Annotated in this window: 15 protein-coding genes; 11 read left to right on the top strand and 4 right to left on the bottom strand. The window is 32.3% G+C overall.

Going from position 1 to position 22,601, the window contains the following annotated elements:
• Positions 1-82: 82 nt before the first annotated feature.
• The 10 genes from AABD74_RS10685 (at position 83) to AABD74_RS10640 (ending at position 18,793) form a co-directional block, all read left to right on the top strand.
• Positions 83-1,798, top strand: a complete 1,716-nt coding sequence (locus tag AABD74_RS10685; RefSeq protein WP_406845517.1) for a hypothetical protein — start codon at positions 83-85, stop codon at positions 1,796-1,798.
• A 70-nt stretch (positions 1,799-1,868) separates the two neighbouring features.
• A complete protein-coding gene (locus AABD74_RS10680; protein WP_406845516.1) occupies positions 1,869-2,612 on the top strand; it encodes a hypothetical protein in 744 nt (247 codons plus the stop codon).
• Positions 2,613-2,614: 2 nt separating this feature from the next.
• Positions 2,615-3,364, top strand: coding sequence for a LamG-like jellyroll fold domain-containing protein (locus AABD74_RS10675; RefSeq protein ID WP_406845515.1), 750 nt, complete (start codon positions 2,615-2,617; stop codon positions 3,362-3,364).
• 181 nt (positions 3,365-3,545) lie between these two features.
• The gene (locus AABD74_RS10670; protein WP_406845514.1) at positions 3,546-4,631 is read left to right on the top strand and encodes a hypothetical protein; all 1,086 of its coding nucleotides are present in this window, start codon (positions 3,546-3,548) and stop codon (positions 4,629-4,631) included.
• Positions 4,632-4,779: 148 nt separating this feature from the next.
• A complete protein-coding gene (locus AABD74_RS10665; protein WP_406845513.1) occupies positions 4,780-7,083 on the top strand; it encodes a mechanosensitive ion channel domain-containing protein in 2,304 nt (767 codons plus the stop codon).
• 338 nt (positions 7,084-7,421) lie between these two features.
• Positions 7,422-7,955, top strand: a complete 534-nt coding sequence (locus tag AABD74_RS10660) for an OmpH family outer membrane protein (protein WP_406845512.1) — start codon at positions 7,422-7,424, stop codon at positions 7,953-7,955.
• Positions 7,942-8,544 carry a hypothetical protein gene (locus tag AABD74_RS10655; RefSeq protein ID WP_406845511.1) on the top strand — a complete coding sequence of 201 codons (603 nt, stop codon included), beginning with the start codon at positions 7,942-7,944 and terminating at the stop codon, positions 8,542-8,544. Before AABD74_RS10660 ends, AABD74_RS10655 begins: the two co-directional genes overlap by 14 nt.
• Positions 8,545-8,555: 11 nt before the next feature.
• Entirely contained in the window at positions 8,556-13,604 is a 5,049-nt protein-coding gene (locus tag AABD74_RS10650; RefSeq protein WP_406845510.1) for a hypothetical protein, read from the top strand.
• A gap of 103 nt (positions 13,605-13,707) precedes the next feature.
• Positions 13,708-18,024, top strand: a complete 4,317-nt coding sequence (locus AABD74_RS10645) for an RHS repeat domain-containing protein (RefSeq protein WP_406845509.1) — start codon at positions 13,708-13,710, stop codon at positions 18,022-18,024.
• Positions 18,025-18,034: 10 nt separating this feature from the next.
• Entirely contained in the window at positions 18,035-18,793 is a 759-nt protein-coding gene (locus AABD74_RS10640; protein WP_406845508.1) for a hypothetical protein, read from the top strand.
• 123 nt (positions 18,794-18,916) lie between these two features.
• On the opposite strand, the gene AABD74_RS10635 is transcribed toward AABD74_RS10640, so the two are convergent.
• Positions 18,917-19,333, bottom strand: a complete 417-nt coding sequence (locus tag AABD74_RS10635; RefSeq protein WP_406845507.1) for a helix-turn-helix domain-containing protein — start codon at positions 19,331-19,333, stop codon at positions 18,917-18,919.
• A 246-nt stretch (positions 19,334-19,579) separates the two neighbouring features.
• Between AABD74_RS10635 and AABD74_RS10630 the strand changes: the two genes are divergently transcribed.
• Positions 19,580-19,921 (top strand): hypothetical protein, encoded by a 342-nt coding sequence (locus AABD74_RS10630; RefSeq protein ID WP_406845506.1) that lies wholly within the window; start codon positions 19,580-19,582, stop codon positions 19,919-19,921.
• A 56-nt stretch (positions 19,922-19,977) separates the two neighbouring features.
• On the opposite strand, the gene AABD74_RS10625 is transcribed toward AABD74_RS10630, so the two are convergent.
• From AABD74_RS10625 to AABD74_RS10615, 3 genes are all read right to left on the bottom strand, one after another.
• Complete coding sequence (locus tag AABD74_RS10625) at positions 19,978-20,808, bottom strand: hypothetical protein (protein WP_406845505.1); 831 nt, start codon at positions 20,806-20,808, stop codon at positions 19,978-19,980.
• Between the two features lie 11 nt (positions 20,809-20,819).
• Positions 20,820-21,917, bottom strand: a complete 1,098-nt coding sequence (locus AABD74_RS10620; RefSeq protein WP_406845504.1) for a hypothetical protein — start codon at positions 21,915-21,917, stop codon at positions 20,820-20,822.
• Between the two features lie 161 nt (positions 21,918-22,078).
• A complete protein-coding gene (locus AABD74_RS10615) occupies positions 22,079-22,600 on the bottom strand; it encodes a hypothetical protein (RefSeq protein ID WP_406845503.1) in 522 nt (173 codons plus the stop codon).
• Position 22,601 lies beyond the last annotated feature (1 nt).

Here is a 22,601-nt window from a genome sequence, read left to right as displayed (position 1 = left end):
TTTATGTTTCGCAAAATAAAAAATCAAATTCATCAATTTGATTTTGATATTCAATATATAAATATTCCGTAAATCATACAAAATGGATACAAATCATAACAGAATAAAAGTTGCTGATTTAGAAAAAAATCAGCCTGACAAAATTTTAACAACAAATTCTAATGGTGAATTAGAATTTAGTGATGTTAATAATATTAAAACTGATAGTTACAATGCGTTAGATTATACGCAAGAAGGTAAATCATTAGATGCCAGACAGGGTAAGGTTTTAAAAGATTTAATTGATAACATTAAAGATACTCTTAAAACTTATTTTGATACGCTGTATTTGGGAATTTCAAACGATCAGACTGTATTGGGAATTAAAACGTTTCTTGCCGGTAAATTAGGTTTAAGAAATGCTGCAAATACTTTTACTTCATTTTTTACGAACGCAAACACAGCATCAAGAACTTATACTTTACCAGATAAAAATGGCACTGTAGTATTAACATCAGACATTACGGGAAGCCCTAATTTTATGCCTAAATATAGTGCAAGTGGAACTGCTTTAGGTAACAGTAGAATTGCAGACACAGGTTCAAAAATTTTAATTGACAGTTATCAGATTGCAGAATTAGATTTACAATTTAATTCTATAAAAAGAGAAAATAGTATTGGCTCTGAATCGGCCTCTTCAGGTTTTGATGGAACAGATTTTATTTTAAAAGGAGGTAATGCAAGTAATTCTCAAGGACATAATAATATAAGAAAAATGTCTGCAGGGTTTCCAATCTATCCAAGTAGTGTCTTTTCTTCCAATTACTCTGATAATGTTTATGCATGTGCAGGAACAGTTATGTATAAATTAGATAGACTTTCTGGTATTTTTTCAGTTTATGCTACAGGCTTAGCCACTGGAAATAATATGTGGGGAGGTTGTGAATCCCCGAATGGAGATGTTTATTACATTAATCAAGCAAAAAATATATTTAAACAAACAAATGGGGTCGGTGCCTTTGTTTTATATGCGTCATTACCTTCGGGATTTTATGGAACCGGAATTACAATAACACCTAACAATGATATTTATGCATGTACTTTTGGAACAGGTGGCAAGGTTTATAAACAAACAAATAGTACTGGTTCCTTTGTAGATATAGGAGAAACTTCCCGTAATTATGTATCATTAACTTCTGATTTAAACAATAATGTTTACGTTGCAGAAGGAGGTAGTACATTTTTAGGAGGTAGTAACGGATATTTATACAAACAAACTAATAGTACTGGTTCTTTTACCCAAATGGATAGTACTTTACTACTTTGGAACGGAATTGTTTGGGATCGAATAGGTGGAGATTTGTTTTGTTCATCAGGAACTGGTCTCTATAAATTTGCAAATGGTTCTGGCTCTGCAATAAGTCAAAATGCTTCTTTTGGATTTGCCTGCGGAAGTTTAGCATTATGCAGAACAATTCTTTTTACAGCCTGGATGAATACATCATCAGGTTCACAGGATATTTACAGTTACAATATTAATTCATCTGGTCTGCCTAATTTAAATGGAGGTACTTTAAAACAAAAAGCTGGTGTTGGAAAAGGTGCCGGTCAATCGAGAATTCAATTTATAACTGGTCAAAAAACAACATCAGGAACAAATTTACAAACCGAAACATTAAGATGTTACATTGATGAAAATGGGTATTTAGTTTGGTTAAACATGCCAACTTATCCAGATAATTCTACAGCTATTGCCGCTGGTCTTCCTGTAGGATGTGAATACAAAACAGCAACTGGAGATCGTAAAATTGTTTACTAATTAAAAATATAAAAGAAATTTTAATTTCATTAATAATAAAGATTTTATAATAATTAAAAAAACAACGAAAATGAGCACAAAATATAACAGAATAAAAGTAGCCGATTTAGAAAAAAATCAACCAAATAAAATTTTAGTAACTAATGAAAGCGGTGAATTGCAATTTAGCGATGTTGCTCAAGAAACACAAAACCTACAATCTGTATTAGAGAATGGAAATTCTGCCACCAATACAAGTATGCAGTTTATTGGCTCGCCATTCAGTTCTGTAGTTAATATGGACTATCAAGGTATTAACGTTTTAGTTCCTTCTACACAGATGAAAACATACATACAGCCTTCTGCTATTTCTGTTACGGATGAATCAATTAGTTCAAACACGATAGCGACTAGAATTACTCCTAATCAAATTGTATTTGCAAAAGGATCAATTTATTCTACGGTACTAACTTCTGATAATTCATCTACAACTAATATTGAGTTGAAACTGCCTTCAAAATCTAATGGTTCGTATACTTTAGCTACAATAGATGATATATACAGTCAATTAGAAATAAGTACAAGTCAAGCTATTCCCGCTTCTTGGCATGGAAAAACAATACTTTTCACAACAAGCTGCACAGTTACAGTTCCATCTTCGTTAATTGACAGTTTCATTTTTAACGGTATTACATTACCTGGGGTAAATGTAACATGGGCAATTACAGCACCTCATACATGGTTATTTGGAACACCTTCTGTAACTGCTGAAAAACAAATTTTCACTTTCACAAAAAGAGGTAACACAAATAGTATTTTATTATTAGGAGTATAATTATGGGAAGCTTATTACAAAATACTATATTTGGAAGAAGAAAATCCAAACTAGAAGACAACCTAGCTGCGTATTACAAATTTAATGGAGATGTTACCGAGTCAACTGGTAAATCTCCTAATGGAGTTGCTACAAATACAAATTATGTAACTGGAAAAATAGGAAACGCAATAAATTTTCCTTCATCAAGTCTAGCATATGTTGATATTGCAAATAATGCAAATTTTAGTTTTACATCGGGAAATGGAGCTGACATCCCTTTTAGTGTTTCATTCTGGTTTTATGCGACTACTTTTTCATCTACTGGGAACTGGATCATAAATAAAAGAGGCGGAGCAACTGATACTGAGTGGCAAATACATTTAACTCCTTTTGGCGCCGCAACATTAACCAAATTTTCGGGAGGATCAAATGCTATGTACCAAAGTGCCATTACACCAAATGGAATTATATCTTTAAACAATTGGTACCATATTGTAGTTACAGATAATGGTTCTAAAACAGTTCCTGGCACTAATATATATATTAACTCAGTTAGTCAGACAATAAACGATACAAGTATTGGCCAATATTCAGGAATGAATTTGGGAACAAGCATAACTAGAATTGGTACCAGTACCTGGAGTACAGCTTCAAGCCTTAGACATGTTGGATATGTTGAGGAGCTTGGGATTTGGAAAAATAGGGTATTAAGTCAAGATGATGTTAATAAACTATACAATTCAGGAAATGGGATGTCTTTTCCATTTTAAAAATAAACTTCTAAACAACTTTTAATACAATTTATTAGTTAATCATCAGTCCTTCAATTGAGTAACACAAGATTTTAGGACTGATATAAAATAGCACTAATTAACAACATTGCAAATACATAAAATAAAAATGAATATGGAGATATTAAAATTAATATTGAAACTGGAGAAATTGTAAAAAATGAGCACAAAATATAACAGAATAAAAGTTGCTGATTTAGAGAAAAATCAACCTGACAAAATTTTAACAACAAATTCAACTGGTGAATTACAATTCAGTAATTTGAATGAAATCAAAATTGATAATTACAACGCACTCGATTATATTGAAGAAGGAAAATCTTTAGATGCAAGACAGGGCAAAATCTTAAAAGATTTAGTGGATAATAAAATAGATAAAACTTTTGGTTCATTACAAGCAAATAAGATTTTGGGCACTGATGTGAATGGAAATTTAAAAATGTATTCATTGCCAAACTTCCAGGCTCCATTTATAGGAGATGCTGTACTTACATTTTTACCTGATACTACTGGTAATTTAACTATTAAAGGAGCTTTCTTTACTCCTTCAATGACAGTAACTATACAAGGACAAACTGTAAATTATATAACATTTATTAACGACAACGAAATACAGGTTAATCTAACTACAGGTATAATAGAAGGTGATTTTGATGTCATTTTAAATAATGGAGTTAGTGCAACATTCAGCAGACGCATGCTAATTGTTTTAGGCACAGTTTATAAACCAGATATTTCAAATTGGACCGTTTTTAGTGGAACACCTGATTTAAGTACTAAAGGAGATATTAAATTAAATTTATACAATGTTCCTTGTGCGGCAACATGCTTTACAATTCCAAATAATAAAAATTTTAGAGTTTATTTTACCCTTACAAGATCGCCCCTAGGTGCAGTGGTTGGTTCTCCAGATGAACCTTCTATATCATTAATATCTGCAGTCGACAATTCAGTGAAATTTGCTGCGAAAGTTTATTTAAATGGACCAGATACAAACTCACATTTATATGCTTATCAAGAATCTACAGGTCTTTTTTATGGCAGTTCCATTGGTTATTTAGAAACTTTTGTAATGAAAACAAATCCACCTACTTTTTATTTTGAACGTATCGGAAGTCAATATCGTATCAGAGACTATAATACCAATATTGTGTTCTCAGATGTTTTTTCTGGGGATTTAAAAATTAGGGCCGATATTAGACGATTTAACATCACTAATATTAGATATGTTGAATTAGTAAGTTAAAACATTATTTTATATTTATGCCATTTTCGTTAACCAAATTTCCCATTTACAAAACCATTCCTATCCAAAAAACAATTAAATTTGGAGACCTTAAATCACCAAATTAATTATGATTTCAAAAAGAAATTCTTATTTATCCGCCTTACTAATGATACTATTTTCTGTATCATTTTCTTACTCACAGAATGCAGCTTCAAAAACAGAAAACAAGTCTAAATTATTTGAAGAAACCGCAACAGATAGTGACTACTTAATGTCAATTGAAAAAGCCGGAGATGTTTTACAATCAGCTGCTAATGATTCCGAATTTGAAGGTAACACTTTTCATTTGTTTGGGGAAATTAAAAGAACAGAAAGTAAACTCGATTTAATATTGGCAAGCCTTAAAGGTGCTAATCCAAATGTGCGAAATCAGCAAATGTACCGCATTGTTTTAAAAGAAATCGAACAGGAATTAAATGAACAAAATAAAGCGATAGATCACCGCAATGCAAATCTGGAAAAAATTAAAAATAAAATTCTTGATCTACGTAAAGACAAAACTTTATTTACACTTATAAAAGATACCATTCGCAGAAAACAATTTAAAACAGAATTAGCCAGTCTTAAAAAAAGTTATCTAAAAACAGACAGCCTGATGACAAAAAATCAGGAAATTTTAAATGTCAAAAAAAGGCTGACAGTAGAACATAAAATAGCAGTTTCTAATGCATTAACAACTGTAGAGACAAAACTCGAAAAGTCTGGAATAAGCATTCTTAAAAAAGAGTATCCATCGTTATGGAGCACCGATTCTACAGCAAAAAAAGTGGTGTCTCACAACATTAAAGCAAAAGTTATAATTGAAGAAAATGTTGCTGCTTATTATTTAAGCTATAAAGCCGGCGGGTTAATTACATTATGTTTCTTCATGGGACTTTTAGCATGGTATATTTCTCGTAATTTGAAATATTTAAAGTCTAATGGTCACGCCGAGAATCTTTCCCTTTTTAATTTTAAATATTTAAACAGGGGTGTAATTTTACCTGTAATTGTAATAGGTTTAAATATTGCTGTCGTTACAAATTTATATGCTCCTGCCCTATTTTTAGAACTGCTTCAGCTTGGCTTGTTAGGTGTGCTGACAATTTTATTTAAGAATGACTGGTCTGGAAAATCAATGCGCAACTGGCTGCTGCTTTTTGGATTATTTTTTGCGCTATGTTTCCTGGATCTTTTTATTGAAGTTGGACTGTTTCAACGCTGTTCTTTTATTATTATAAATATTCTGGGAATTCGATATGGCTTAGTTCAAATTAAAAGTTTAAAAGATCAATTGTATATCAAAGGATTTTTTAAATGGGCCAGCATTATTTTCATCGGATTAAATGGATTATCAATTCTTTATAATATTTTCGGAAGAGTTTCGCTTTCAAACATGTTGAGTCTAACAGCATTTATTTCGCTGACGCAGATTGTTGCTTTAAGTGTTCTTTTAAAAATAATTCTGGAAATAATCCTTTTACAGATTTATACAACAAGAATAAAACGCGGAATTGAAAAGATTTTCGATTACGAAAATTTATCGGATACACTTAAAAAACCGTTCATTATAGTAATCAGTTATATGTGGCTGGTGGTAATTGCTTCCAATTTAAATATCTGGGAGTCTTTGCGTTCTTCTATTGGTACTTTACTAAGTCGACCAAATACCATTGGAAGCATCACTTTCACTTTTGGGAATATCGTTTTGTTTTTCATTATTGTCTGGGCCGCACATTTACTACAGAATTATGTTGCTTACTTTTTTGGAGAAATTGAAGACGAAAACGAAGAAAACATCAACAAAAGACAGCATTCTAAATTATTAATTACAAGACTTATTGTTTTGATTGTGGGTTATCTTTTAGCCGTTGCCGCTTCTGGAATGCCTTTAGATAAACTGAGTATTCTTTTAGGAGCATTAGGGGTTGGTCTTGGTCTTGGACTTCAAAATGTAGTAAACAATTTCGTTTCGGGTATTATTTTGATTTTTGATAAACCTATTCAAATTGGAGACGTTATCGATATCAGTTCTGAATCTGGAAGAGTAAAATCAATGGGATTACGTACAACGAAAATCAATGCCCCAAATGGTGCCGAAATTATTATCCCAAATGGTAACTTATTATCTCAAAACATTACCAACTGGACGTATACTGATAATTTTAAACTGGTAGATATTGCTATTGAAATTAGCGGCGATGCAACTCCCGAAAATATAAATGCAACTATTTTAAGTTCGCTTGAAAGTCTTCCTTTAGTAAATAACACCAAACCATCTCAAATTTATTACAATTCTATTTCTGATGGAAAATTCAAAATACAGATTAAATTTTGGTGCAGTATTTACAGAACCGAAGAAACTATAAGTACAGCTAAGCAAGTTTTGTTTAGTAGTTTTAAAGCTAAGGGGTTGGCTTTTTCGACATAGAAAATTCTTTAATTTCAACCATTATAAAAGCAAAGAGCAAAGTCATTAGATTTTGCTCTTTTTTTGTTTCTGGAAGTTAGATTAGAACTAAGATTATTTTAAAAAAAATATCCAAAATGAGGTTTCCCGTAAAGAAAAATGAATATAAAAATCAATATTTGCATGTTTTACGAATAACATTACGTAATAAATTAAAAATACCGCTTAATCTAAACAACAAAAACATAGCACAAAAAACAGAAAATCAACGACTTACAAATGTTAAAAAAAAGACAAATTACACTTATAAATTAACAGTAAATTGATTAATATTGTTAAAATTATCCTAAGAAACAAAAATGAAAAAAATGCCTTTGTATGCTGCAGGTTTTGCAGTCCTTTTAAGTATTATTGCAATCTATTTTGCAAAATCAAGTTCAGAATTAGTTTATGTAGATGTAAACAAATTAATCACCGGATACAGTAAAACAAAAGTTGCAAAAGCTGAGTTTGACAAAAAAGCTTCTTTAATGAAAGCCAACGTTGATTCTTTAATCAGTAATTGGCAGAATGAATTAAAAAATTACGAAAAAGAAAGAACTTCTTTATCTCCTAAAGAATTAAAATTAAAACAAGAGCTGTTATCTAACAAACAGCAGCAAATTAATGGCTACCAGGAAGCTATCCAGAAAAAAATTCAGGAAGAAGACAAAAAAGTAACGCAAACCGTAATCAATGATATCAACGATTATATCAAAGAATACGGAAAAGACCATAACTACAAAATCATATTTGGCGCCAGCGGTGGTGGTAACATCATGTATGCAGATGAATCTACTGACCTTACCGAAGAAGTATTAAAAGGCCTGAATGCTGAATATGACGAAAAATAAACTTTTAGTATTTCTTTTATTATTATTCATTTCCTCTTGTACCAAATCATTTGATACACAAGAGGAAATGAATGATTATATACAAGATGAAGATAACGGTTATCATTACAAAAAAACCGTATCCGATGTTGACTATGTTTTACAATACAGACCCACTGATTTATTAGTAAAACAGGAATTAACAGACAATAATAATCCTTCTAAAATAGAAAAATTAAGAAAACAATACAGTAAATACATGTATTTCAATCTTTCTATGTCAAAGAACAATCAGGAATTATTAAATGGCGTTGCACAGGACAAAGCAAAATTTGGACAAATGGTCAATGAACTGGCTTTTGGAATGGAAGAAAAGCTGCATGTTTACACTCCTACAAAAGACACTCTTGCCCTAGCCGACTTTATTTATCCCCGAATGTATGGTATGAGTAATTCTACATCAATAATGATTGTATATCCTCGTGATGAAAAATATCTGAAACAAGATTACCTAAATTTTGTAATCGAAGATTTAGGTCTTGAAACAGGAGATGTTAAATTCAAATTAAATACCAAAGCCTTAATAAACGAACCTCAATTAGCCTTTTAAAAAACCAAACAATGACCAAATACCACAAGCGCCATCGCATAATTGCTACTTTTTTCTTGTTGATATTTTTTCCAACATTATTACCTAATAATTTATTTGCTTCTAATAATGGGCCCAAATCCCCTGAAGCTGCAAGTTTTGAGCCAGTTGATGCAACCGATATGGTTAATTTAATTACCGGACAGTATAGTTATGTTTTACCTCTTTTGAATGTACCTAGCCCTGAAGGTGGTTATCCCTTATCTTTATCATATCATGCTGGTATAGCACTTGATCAGGAAGCTTCATGGACAGGTTTAGGATGGAATGTTAATCCTGGAGCAATAGAACGAAATGTTAATGGTTATCCTGATGATTATAATGGTTCTAAAATAGTTGAATCCTATTTTGATTCTGGTTCACAAGAATCAGTTAACAGTATATCACTAAATTATTCTTATGGCGTAACAGTAGGTGTTGGATTTAACTGGGGAAGTAATCAAGCTTTGGGAGGTTATGTTAGTGTAGGATATGGTGTAGGCGTAGGAGCAGGTGCTAGCGTTGGTGCATCCGTAACTGCGGGTACAGAAGGTGTTGGATTTGGTGTAAATGCACAATATGCAGGAGGTTTAAGTGTTGGAATAAATGCGGACAGTAACAATGGTGCATCAATTTCTGCAGGATATACCTCTAATGGTGCAGGTCTCTCTGTTGGTGTAAACCAGTCAGGCGGAATTTCTGCAGGTTATAAAATTGCTAATTTAGGTGTCTCATTGTCTTCAAATGCATCTGGAAAACGAAGTACAATGCAAGTTTCAGGAATAGGAATTAATAATTCTTTTAATAGTACTGCAAAAATGGGTGATTACAGTACCAGGCATACAGAAAATATTATTCCTATAGTTGTGCCCACCCCTATTGGAGTTTTTAGTTTAAGTTTTGGAAAACAAAAATATCAGTATTGGTTAAATAAAAAAGAAATTAATGCTGTTTCTGGTCCATTAAATTATCATACAAGAAAATTTGGGGTTAGTTGGTATGCACCAAATAGTTTACGTTGCGGCGGCGGAATGCAAACGGCAAATTGCTATTATACAGTACAAGGACAAGAGTTTTTTGAAACAGAAGAAGAATCTACAGTTTTTTATAATAATCTTCGATCAACAAATCCAACTTATGTGGTTACTCAAGATTCTAATAGTAATAGCTTTACTCCGTATCACTCTTTATTTTTTGACATTAATGAATTACCAACAGATCAAAACAGTTTTTCGCCTTACTCAAATATTACAGCAAATAATCCTACATTTCCTAATTATGACGGTTACAATGTAAGTGCACAAGGATTGTCTGGAAATATGAGTTCCACAATATTCGAAAATGGAGCATTGTTTGGATTATCTGATAGAGAAAATGATAATGGCGTAAAAATGAAATATTTTGCAAGTGACATTGCTTCTCTACCTGTTCCTGAACAGGCTAAATTTGAAACTAAACCTGAATTTTATTTCGAAAATGAAATAAGTACATATATTGGAAACACAAACGTTGCTAATGCAATTTTAAACACAAGAGCATCTAATTCAAATATATTTGAGCACTATGAGAGCGGTGTTGACTTTAATGCCAAAAACAGAAGGAAAACATCTAAATTTATTGAATATTTCACAAATAATGAAATCAAAAATTTTTCCAGTAATTTAAAAGAAAGAGGTTACTTACAAGCTAGTAATATATCCGTAGACAGAGGAAACATGCCTAAACAAGGAATAGGTGCTTTTAAAATTACTACATTAGATGGAAAAACTTACCATTACTCATTACCTGTTTATAATCATGAAATTTTAACACGCACATTTGGATTAATAAAAAATAGGCCCGAAGAAAATCAAGCCTACTTAGAAAAGAGACAATTTCAACCATTTGCAACACATTGGTTACTTACCGCAATTACGGGCCCAGATTTTGTTGATAATGGAGACGGAATTGCCGGTGATGGTGATTTAGGGTATTGGACAAGTTTTGAATATGGCAAATGGACAGATGCCTTCATATGGAAAGCACCTTACAAGAAAGATTATATTGTAGATGAAGAAAATCCTGAAACTAAAACATGGATAAGAGGTCGAAAAGAATTATACTATCTCGACAAAATAAAAACAAGAACACATACAGCATTGTTTATTAAAAGTGAAAGAACTGATGCTGCTTCAGAAAATTGGACATATAAATCTGTAAATGGCGGTCATACATCTGGACAACCAGATTTAACTTATTACGATAGATTTACAGTTCCTTCACAAAAGCAACTAAAATTAGATAAAATAATATTACTTAAAAATATTGATGATCATGTAGATAAAAAATACGGAGTTGACAACAATTTAAATGTTACAATTGATTATTCTACAGGTTCACAAGATGGTCGGGGTTCGGATATTCTTAATAATTATTACCAGAAAATTGACCATGCGAAATATAACATATACGATAATGTATTGGACAGCAATGATAATTGGACAGAAGCTATTTCAAAATCAATCAAAGTTATTGATTTTAATTACGACAATAGTCTGGTTCCCGGAGATAATCGATTAACATTAAAGAATGTTAATTTCAAAGGTAAAAATGGAGTGAGCACCTTACCTCCATATCAATTTGATTATAAAAATAGCACCGTCAGTTTTAATATTGATAAAAAAGATGGTTGGGGTTACCCTTTAAATAACCCTGAAACTTACTCTTTAAATAAAATTACTACACCACAAGGAGGTACAATAAATATTGAATATGAGTCAAATAATTTTATCAGTTCGGTACCTAATGAATTGACTTTTTCTAGTGAAAATAGTCTTTATTACACAGCAGATAAAAATATAAATTCAACTAGTAATCCTATAACCAGTACTATTGAAGTCGGAAGTGAAAACTATTATCCTATTGCTGTAGGACAAACTGTTAATATTAATTATTACAAATATGTAGTAGCTGGTAATATACGTAATTACACCTACAAAGGACCAGGTCATATTTCAGCAGTCTTAGGTCCTAATAAATATCAAGTTGTATTTGACGGCACAATAGTAGATGAGACCCAAAGTTGCGTAGGCTGTACCGGAGGTGGAGGCGGAGGTATATGGTCTGGTATAACTGTAAGTCTCAAATTAAATAATTTACCTTTTTTAGGAGGAGGCCCACGCGTAAAGAATTTAAGAGTTTCTGATGGTATCAATAACTATATTACTGATTATAAGTATGGCCAAAATGAAGACGGCATAGGATACGTTAGCTATATACCTTATTCTCAAAACATTGCAAAAGAATTACCATACAGTTCTGAATTACCCGCGCCAAGAGTTATGTACGAATATATAACGATGAGTTCTCATAAAGAAGGTGTTGAATCCCAAGGGAAAACTCGATATAAATTTAATATTATGAAGAGTAAGGATCCTAACAAAATTAAATATGGTGATTTTTATGAAATAATCGAGACCGTGCAACCCAAATTTGTAAATTCTACTGATAAGGAAGTTAGTATCAGTACGTTTATTGTTAAAGATAATTTGGCATCAATTGGTCAATTACAAGAAGTAGTTACTTTGAATAAACAGGGACAGCAATTAAACAAAATTAGTAATTCTTATTATGGAATGATTGACAATTCTGATAATATTGGTGTTACTCAGGAATCCTATCAAACCTATAAAACTGTAGATTATACAACAAATTCAGCTGCAGTGAAAGATAAATGGATTGTAAATTCATCAACACGAATCAAATATCCAAGCATTCTAAAATCATCTACAGAGCAAAAAAATGGATATAATTATACCACTGAATTTTTAGATTATGATTTAATATCTGGAATAGCCAAAGAAACCAAATCGTTTTCAAGTGATGGCCAATCTATCAAAACAAAAGTTGTTCCAGCGTATTTAAAATATGCTGAAATGGGATCGAAGGTTGATAACATCAATAACAAAAATATGTTAGCTCAAATTGCTGCTAATTATTCTTATATTTTTGACAAGAATGACCCAATTAAACCTTGGAAAGAAACAGGGGTGGGTATAACTACTTGGAGCAACATTTGGGAGTATCGAGATATTACTGGTATTTCGACACCAGCAATGGGCGCAAAAGAGAAAGTCTGGAGAAAACATAGGACTTATATTTGGAATGGAGTTAAAGATAACAACGGTATTTTTGAATCTTATAATAGCAGCAATGACGGTGATGATGGTTTTGTCTGGGGAGTTGGATTACCACAGCCAGCAAATTCAAAATGGAAACAAGTTTCAGAAATAACCTTATATGATCATTATTCAGCAGCTTTACAAATAAAGGACATTAATGGAAATTTTACATCTACCAAAATGGGAGACAATGAATCTAAAGTTATTGCTACTGGTAATGCTGGATATGGAGAAATGTTTTATGCCGGTGCTGAAAATATAACTGGTGTAGAAGACATAAATATTCCGGCAACAAATTGGCTCGAATCGGGATTACAAATGATTAATGCTAAAAGAAGCACCGCATATTTTCATACGGGAAAACGTTCAATAGAAGCTACAAATACATCATCTTTTGGTGTTTTATTAAGCGGTACGCTTATTAATGGAATACCTCAGCACAGAACAGGCAAATATAAAATCTCTGTTTGGGTAGAAAAGACAAACGCTTCGAAAGCCCGAATTATAAACAATGGAGCAATCGAAAATTTCACTGAAACATATACAGCTGGAAATTGGGTTTTAAAAGTAGGCTATATCAATAATGTTACAGCCGGAAATTATAGTATCTATGTTACATCATTTGATACTACAAAAGTGTATTTTGATGATCTGATGATTCGTCCTGTATATTCTTCTATAGCTGGTTATGTGTATAACGAATGGGGTGAACTTACCTATATAATTGGCAATAATGGCCTGGCTACTAAGTTTGAATATGATGCTGGAGGCAGGTTAATTAAAACATCCACCGAAATTCTTGATGACTCAGCAAACGGTATTGCAACTGGTGGGTTTAAGGTTGTAAAAACGAATGTGTATAATAATCGATATTTTAATTAATATGAAGAAGAATATATATCAAATATTGTGCTTAACACTTTTGTTACTATGTTACAATAATACATATAGCCAAGTTACACAAAAACAGGAAACTGCTACACAGATGATTATCGAGCCCGGTGACTGTCCTGATCCTATTCGTTGGTATTTTGATGGTGATAATGACGGATTAGGAGACCCTACAGATTATCAGTTGGCTTGTACAAAACCTCCAGGGCAATATGTCACTAATGGAAATGATTGTGATGATAGTGTCTCTTCAACTACCAGTATTTGGTATTATGATGGTGATAAAGATGGTTATGGCAGTGCCAGTAACCCAATGACTAGCTGTACACAGCCTGCTTATTACGTTGATAATAATGAGGACTGTGATGATAGTAACGCAAATATTAATCCTACCACAAAATGGTACATTAATATTGATACTAACGGTGATGGAATTTTATCTGATTTAGACGGAAATGCAATTGTTGGATGTACAAAACCTGCAGGTAATTATTCTTATACAACTACAGACAAAACCAATCACTGGATTCATCAAGTTACTTATGATATAAAAGGCATAACCGTAGGATCGACACGATCTTACTTTGATGATTTAAGTAAACCAGATCTTAGTTTATCTAAAGATTATGTTACTAATAAAATATGGGGTACGGAAACTATTTACGATGATTTTGGGAGACCAGATAAAACATCCTTTATAGCTCCTTCTCCCTTGAGTAATTTTGATAAAACCAATTTTTTTAAAACACAAGCTGAAATAAATGCAAGTAGTATATCAAAAACTCAAACAATAGCAACTCCTATTACATCTAGTACAACAATAAATGCGATTGACGAAATTATTGCTTCATCTGCAATAAGTACAGGATTAACTGTTAACTTTAATTCTAATGCCATCATTTTAAAACCTGGCTTTAGTGTTACGGCTAGTTCCGGAAGTAGTTTTAAAGCATCTATAGTAGCGCTTTCTGATAATAGCCCTGCAACAAGTCTGGCAAATTATTATAGTGACATTAATACTGATGAATTATATCAGGCAACTGCTACTCATCCTTTTGCACAAACCAATTATGATTCCTTAAACCCGGGTAGTGTTATAAATGTGGTGGGCGGGAATAGAATAAATGGAGAATGGAGAACAGGATATTCTTATACTGTTCCAGCTGCTCAGGAAATGTATTATGTTTATGGTTCCGATTATTATGATGGAACAATTACTGCTGGAAAAGAAGAGGTAATTACTAAATTCTATAAGTCTGTAGGTGTTGATGCAAACGGCAATGAAAATGTCTCTTTTACTGATGGAGAAGGAAAACTATTGGCCTCTGCTCGTTCAGGAGGGGCTGCCTCCTACCCTGTAGTATCGCTTATTGGTACACAAGGCTTTGTAGATGTACATATACCTACTGGTATTTCCAGTGGCCAAATAGCTTTAATAGGATCATCATCTTTATATAAAATTTACGATCTAAAAACTGGAGCACTAACAACAACTTTAACAGGTGGAAATGCTTATAGGATACAGGCCATAACTACTCCAACATCAGACCCCAAAACTTATATTGCTTCTGGAGCGCCAACATACGATGCAGGTTCACTAGGTATTACTTATAGAGTAAATTACTATGATTATGCCGTAAACGTATACAACAAAACTGGTCAACTAGTAAAATCAATACAGCCAAACGGTTACGTAAGCAATACAACAGTAGTAGCAAGTCCTGCCTACATGACTTCTACAAATTTTGCATCAACTTATAAGTATAATACATTAGGTCAATTAATTGAATCATCTAGTCCAGATGAAGGTATTAGTAAGTTTGCTTACCGAAATGATGAACAAATACGTTATTCTCAAATTGCGCTTCAGGCAGATACCAACGTTTCTTATACCGACTATGATGATTTAGGGAGACCAAAAGAAAGTGGTGTAATTACAGGTAGTAGCGGTATATGGGCTACCGCTGCCGCAAACTCTAATAACACTTCTCTAATAACCGGAACACGTTCTGAACAATCATTTATAATTTATGATTATCCTGAAAATAATACAACATCTGTAGTATTGCCAACCACACCCACTAATCTAACTTTAGCAGGGGTATTAGTAACAGCAGGAATTAGTAGTACAAATTATACCCAAAACAATCTATCCGGAAATGTAGCCATTACTTATACCAAACCAGGATCTACAATTTCAGCAATTACCTGGTACAGTTATGATCCATATGATCGAGTAGAATGGCTGGTGCAATACAATGAAGGGATTGGAGCCAAAACTATCCATTATGAATACGATTATAAAGGAAATATAAAAAAAGTTTTATTTCAAAAAGACAAAACCGCTGAGCTTTTTGTACATCAATATACTTATAATGCAAATAACGTACTAACAAAAGTAGAAACGTCAACCAATAATTCTACTTTTACAACCCATGCTGATTATAGTTACTATAAAACTGGCGAATTAAAAAGAGTTAACATTGCTCAGGGAGCACAAGGACTAGATTATGTATATACACTTGGCGGGCAGCTTAAGAGTATCAACCACCCTAGTTTAGAGGCTTCTAAAGACCCAGGTGGAGATACAAACGATGTCTTTGGATTAACGCTTGACTACTATAATGGTGATTATTTGCGAACCAGTAGAAACATCACTTCCTCTCCTACTGCCGGAGCAGATTATAACGGAAATATAAAAGCTGCTCGTTGGGCAAATAAAGGAATAGCCGGTGATTATTCTGGAAGCACAGCAAATCAAAAAGGATATCTATACAACTATAACCGTAACAACTGGTTAACTGGTGCTACATTTGGTAATACAAATTCTAGTACAGCCGTTATTAGCCCTATTACTGGTTTAGCAGAAGGCGGATTAACTTATGATGCCAATGGAAATATCCAAACTCTACAAAGAACAAATGACGCAGGTACAATTGTAGATAAACTTACTTACAACTATACCAATACAGGAACTAACCAATTAAATAGTATAACTGAAAGTGCTGCTGTAACTGCAGATGTAACTGATATTGAAAACCAATCAGCAGGAAATTATGTTTATGATGCAGTTGGGCAGTTAAAACAAAATGTTTCTGAAAATTTATATTACTTTTACAACACACAAGGATTAGTAACCGAAGTTAAAAAAGGTTCTAACACTATAGTCAAGTTCTTTTACAATGAGAGAGGACAGCGCATCAAAAAAGAAAGTTACAACACCACAACTTTTGTATTACAAAATACTACTTATTACCAATTAGACTTATCTGGCAATACAATGGCTGTTTATAGTTTGCCAAATGGAGGTAGTATAACACAAGTAGAATTAGCAATATATGGATTAAACCGTTTAGGAATTTATAAAAAAGCAAGCGGAATTTCTAGTTATGAAATCAAAGACCATCTAGGAAATGTTAGAGCTGTTATAGAAAAAGAGAGTGGTCTTCCAGCTATTAAATCATTTGCTGATTATTACCCTTTCGGAGAGCTGTTACCATCACGTAACTCTTTAAATTATCGCTACGCTTTTCAAGGGCAAGAACTTGACACAGAAACAGGAATGGAAGCTTTTCAACTCCGCCTTTGGGACGGAAGAATTGGAAGATGGTTGTCTACAGACCCATATGGGCAATATGCTTCTCCATATTTAGGAATGGGAAATAACCCGATCTCTTCTATAGACCCTGATGGAGGATTTACAGAAGACTGCTGTCCTGACCCTAGCGAATTAAACGAAGTCGTTGTATTTGGTAAATCTAAAAGTGATTGGCAAGATATTTTTAATGATTTTACAAAACAAATGGCCGTATTTAATGCTAATTATTTTGGAACGATTGCTACAAATAATATGACATTTGGCTTAGTACAAGCTCCACATGCATTTACAGGTACTAAATACGAAGCAGCAGAAAGGTTTGGCAGACTAGGTGGCGACATCACAACAATGGTTCAAGGAGTAGGTGAAGACATAGTCGCTGTTGGAGCAGAAGTTTTTTCTTTTGGAACTCTGACTGTTCCTGCTGGTGCTGTTGCCATTCATGGAAGTACTGTTGCATTAGGTTCAGCATATGCAACTGGTGGAGAGGTACGAGGATTAGTGGACTACTTTGCTAGAAGAGGCAGCGGAAGTTCTGGAAATGGAGGAAATGGAGGTAATAAAAATCCTCCTAGAGCGTTCAATAAAGCAAAAGCACAAGCTGAATCAGGAAACCTACAGCCTCGTAATATATATCAAGGGAGAGAAAATCCTAGATGGGCTGGCGCAGAAGAGTATGATGTACCTGAATCTCCTGCTGGGGATAGATGGAGAGTTCTTAAATTAACAAAAAATGGGAAAGTAATTTGGGGATATACTGAGCAACATTATGAAGCAGGTACTATACATCTTTTCCCAGGATCTAGTTGGTAAAATTTAAAAAATGAATAATAAATTAAAAGTAGAGATTTTTAATAAAGGAATATTAAAATCTAAATGTGATTATGTTTTTATTGATTATTATCATGATGATGATGACAATAATGAAGTCTATTTACTTTATTTATATAATGTAAAAAACATAGAAAACTGGAATTTAATAAAAGACGAATCATTTATTATTTCTTCAAAATTGATAAGGAATAACCTTGAAGTTGAGGACATTTCGTTTTTAAAAATTACTCCTTTGCACAATAGAAATTTTGGAATCACAAACAATATAGAAATTGAATGTACTATAGACTTTGATTTTTATGACGAATCTAGTTTAACAGCTAAAGAATATAATCAGGATCTAATAGATCTTTATTTCTTTTGGGATCAGGATAAAGATTTTTTGAAATATCGAAAAAACCAATTGTTATATACTAGAGCAGCATTACGTTATTCGGGAGTTCCTCAGTATATACCAAATGATAAGCATATAGTAATTGATGGTAATTTTATTTCTGGAATTTTTGATTTATATAATAATTTAGCCGAACAACTTTTAGGAAATAAAACTTATATTGCTAGTACACTAGATGGTTTAGAAGATTCATTGGTAGTTTCAAATATTGACAAAAATTTAAACACGAACACAATTGAATTATTAAATCATAATATTTTGAAAAAAACTTTAAATGTTCGATTAGATGATTATTTTGAAATTTTTATTGAAATTTTAAAAAATTTTGGCTTTAATGTTGTAATAAAGGATTAAAAAGAGTTTGAATAACCTAATGAATTGGAGGATGTCAACCACTTGCTGGCGTGAGCATAATCAAAATAAAAAAGCCACTTCATATCGGAGTGGCTTTTTGTTACAATATTATTGTTTAAAAACTTACTTCTTCTCTAACAATTTCTCTAAATAAGCATTTTTCTCTTTCTCAGCTTCTAACAAACGCTCATAAAGTTTTTTGTTTTCCTCAAAAGCTTCTAATAATTTATCCAGCGGATTGAAGTGACAAATATTTTGATTTCCTATTGGTCCCTGATTAATACTATTATCACTGAAACTATTAAAATAATTAATAGCAGCCTCGTCCGAAAAATTTTTAATTGCTTCCACAGTAACGCCAAGAGCTTTTGCCACTTCTGCAAGTTTATCATCGTCGATAGTTTCACTGTTTTCCATAGCAGAAACTGCCTGCTGGTTAGTTCCTAAAGCCTGTGCCAAAGCTTCCTGCTTCATATCTCTTAATTCACGAATACGGCTTATTTTTCGCCCTATATGGTTTGATTTCGTTAATGTGCTCATAATTCAAAGGTAATAATTAGGGATAAAAAATAATGCAATCTGTAAAAAACATATTTATTTCTGTACGATACAGATCAAAATGATTCTGTACGTCAAGCAGTCTTATTTAATTGCATACATAAAACAAAAATACAATTTTTCGGACAAGTACAAATTAAAAATTCAAATCCCGTAAAAGAGTAAAAATCCTTCTAATAAATACCCGCCAAAAAGAAATCTAAAAAAATTAAAAGCCAAACAAAGATTATGGAAAAAGAAACAGAAAACTTAGAAGATCTTAAAAATTTAACAGCCGGATTTTTAAATACATTAAAACCTAATAGTGATAAAAAAGACATTTATACTGCCGAAATCAATTTTCTAAATTATTACGAACTAGGCTGCGTAATCACTAATATGCTAAAATTATGCATTTTGGCAATTGATCAAGAGACACATAAAGTTATAGAAACAGATAAAAATTCATCAATTAATGTCGGTCTTATTTTAGAGGTTGCACATCAACTTTTTCCAATGGATGAATTTGAACTTTTAACTACTATCAGCCAGAAGGTAAATTCTGATTTTAAAGCTATGCCAGCCGTCTAAACAAAAAAAGCCGTTTCGTTATAGAAGCGGCTTTCTGTCATATTACTATATTCCATTTATTTTCCTTTTTCAAGAACTTCTAACCTCTTATTCTGCTCTTCGATAATCTTCATTAACTTTTCAGTATTTTTTTGCTGTTCAATAGCATAAAGGGTTAATTCCTCTATCTTCTGCAAAAGCTTAGAGTTCATTTCTCCCAGATTAATTCCATTTTTCAGAACTTCTTCTTCGCTAGGGATGTTTTCTAAATGTCCTTTTTCTACAATATGTTTTTCAACCTGTTCCAACGTTGGTAAATTGTATTCTTTTTTAAATACAAAATCAGACCAGCCTAACATATCAACTTTTACTTCTTGAGAATGAATCGTACCTTTAACATCAAGTTTGTTAGTTGTTGGAGCCGTTGTACCAATACCAACATTACCTTCGTAAGATAAAAATAATCCATCTCTCTGCCACTGAAAAGAAGACCCAAAAATTGAAGGCTCTACATCGTCTTCGTTAGAAATTATTTCTTCAACAAATGCCAAAACGGTATATTTACTAGTATGTTTTGTATAAACTTTTACTATATTATTCTCTACAATAAGCAAAGGGTGATTTGAAGAGTTTCCAGACAAAGTAACTGCCCTAATCTGCCAAGAAGCAGTAGTTACATCATTCCATACTAAATATTCAGCACCAGTTTTAGTTCCTGTTCCTGTAACTACCAATTGGACTTTATAGATATTGTTTGTATTTAAGGATTGCCCCAAATCATCTGTTAACTCTAAAAGAGTTACATTGTTAACATAAAAGCTTTTGTTAAAAAATCTTCTTCCTCCTGTTTGCGAAAAAATATTTTGCGCAATTAGCAATACAATTATAAATAAAAGGCTTTTTTTCATATCTATTGGGATTATTTATTTTCTGGTTTTTCGTTAAGTAAATTTTCAATTCTTTCTAATTTAGCTTTTACAGCATTTAATTCTTTTTGTTGCTCAATGCTATATAAAGTCAATTCTTCAATTTTCTGCAAAAGCTTAGCATTCATTTCACCCAGATTAATTCCGTTTTTCAAAACTTCCTCTTCACTTGGGATATTTTCTAAATGTCCTTTTTCATTGATATGTTTTTCAACCTGTTCCAATGTTGGCAAATTGTATTCTTTTTTAAATACAAAATCAGACCAGCCAGTTGCCTGAACTTTTATTTCTCTTGCACCAATTGAACCTTCTACAGCCAGCTTATGTGTACCTGTTGTAAGAGTACCAATTCCTAAACTGCCGTTAGCTGTTAATATCATTTTTCTATTACCATATGAATCCCAAGCAAATAATGGTCTTGTAATTATAGCTGCTGCAGTTGTTCGTGAATCAAATGTCATAAGAGGATCTGTACCACTATCAATATTAGGCTCAGTAATAGCTGTTAAATAAAGTGATGCTCTGTTATCACTGGTTCGGTACCCTTGTAAACTTGGAACGAATTGATTATTGGCACTCGTACCATTTGCAATTCTTATATAATCTTGGGCAGCATCACTAACACTCAATTTTAATAATGTTTCTGCCCCTGTTACAGCTGGAGTTTTAATTTCAAGACTGGCAGAAGGATCATTTATTCCAATTCCAATATTACCAGTTGGAGAAATTCTCATTCTTATTAGTGGTGATGGACTTGTACCATCCCAAGTTAAAAAACTAATCCCTTTATTATAACTACTATTGCCATTATCATGTGAATTCCCCTGAATCATTAATTCACCATATTGATTAAAAGGAAAATCACCTGTTCCATTGTCAGGAAATCGTCTTGATCTATAAATAAGCGGCGTAGCTCCATAAGCATTTGTTGAAGTCCATGTCATCGCTCCTAATTCTGTTTTAGGAATCACACTTGAAGAAGAAGTAATTGCATTTACACTATTATCCGGAGAAGTAATAATTCCTTGTGCTTTTAGGGAATTAAAATTTAAAATAATTACTATAAATAAGAGCTTACATAATTTTTCCATTTTTTTTTATTTTTATTATATTATTAAATCTTTATCGTTACTTATATTTTTTTTATAACAGAACTTATTTTACTTTTTGCATACGAAATCAATATCAAATTCATTGCAAATGTTACAAGTGACAATGCAAATCTTTATGATGTATTAAATACAATTAAGATTTAAATTCCTTTATTTTTCTGCATAATAACCTCTACAAATAATTGGTCTGTATTTGTTTTATAATTTCTCTTTTTAATGAAATTTAAATGTTTAATATTTCCAAGCATGGGATTATTTTCTACCTTGTTAAGTACTGCCAGACATCCATTAAACGATCCTTCAAGAGAAAATGTATAACTAGTAACAGTAAATCCTTTTTGCGAGATAATATGAGGCTCTTTAAAATCAACGATCTTTAAATGGTAACTATCACTGTAAGAAGTCAGTTGTTTTAATAAATCATTCTGGAAAGATTCTGAAATATTTACATCGTAATTATCCAAAATCTGATCCAGCTGCTTTTCTTTTTGAACCATCTGAGCCACGAGTTTTGGCATATCACTATCCTGAGCTATCTCCCGCTCTTTATCTTTATATTCAGTATAATAATTTATTGTATTAGAAATCGCAAAAGAATAGCAGATATAAAGCACAATAAAAAAACCAATTACCAGCAGTTTATTTTTTTTGTTCAGTTTCATC

Source organism: Flavobacterium soyae (assembly GCF_045348165.1).
GTDB classification, from domain to species: domain Bacteria; phylum Bacteroidota; class Bacteroidia; order Flavobacteriales; family Flavobacteriaceae; genus Flavobacterium; species Flavobacterium soyae.
The sequence above is the reverse complement of the archived record's forward strand: the minus strand, read 5'-3'. Positions and strand labels throughout refer to the sequence as shown.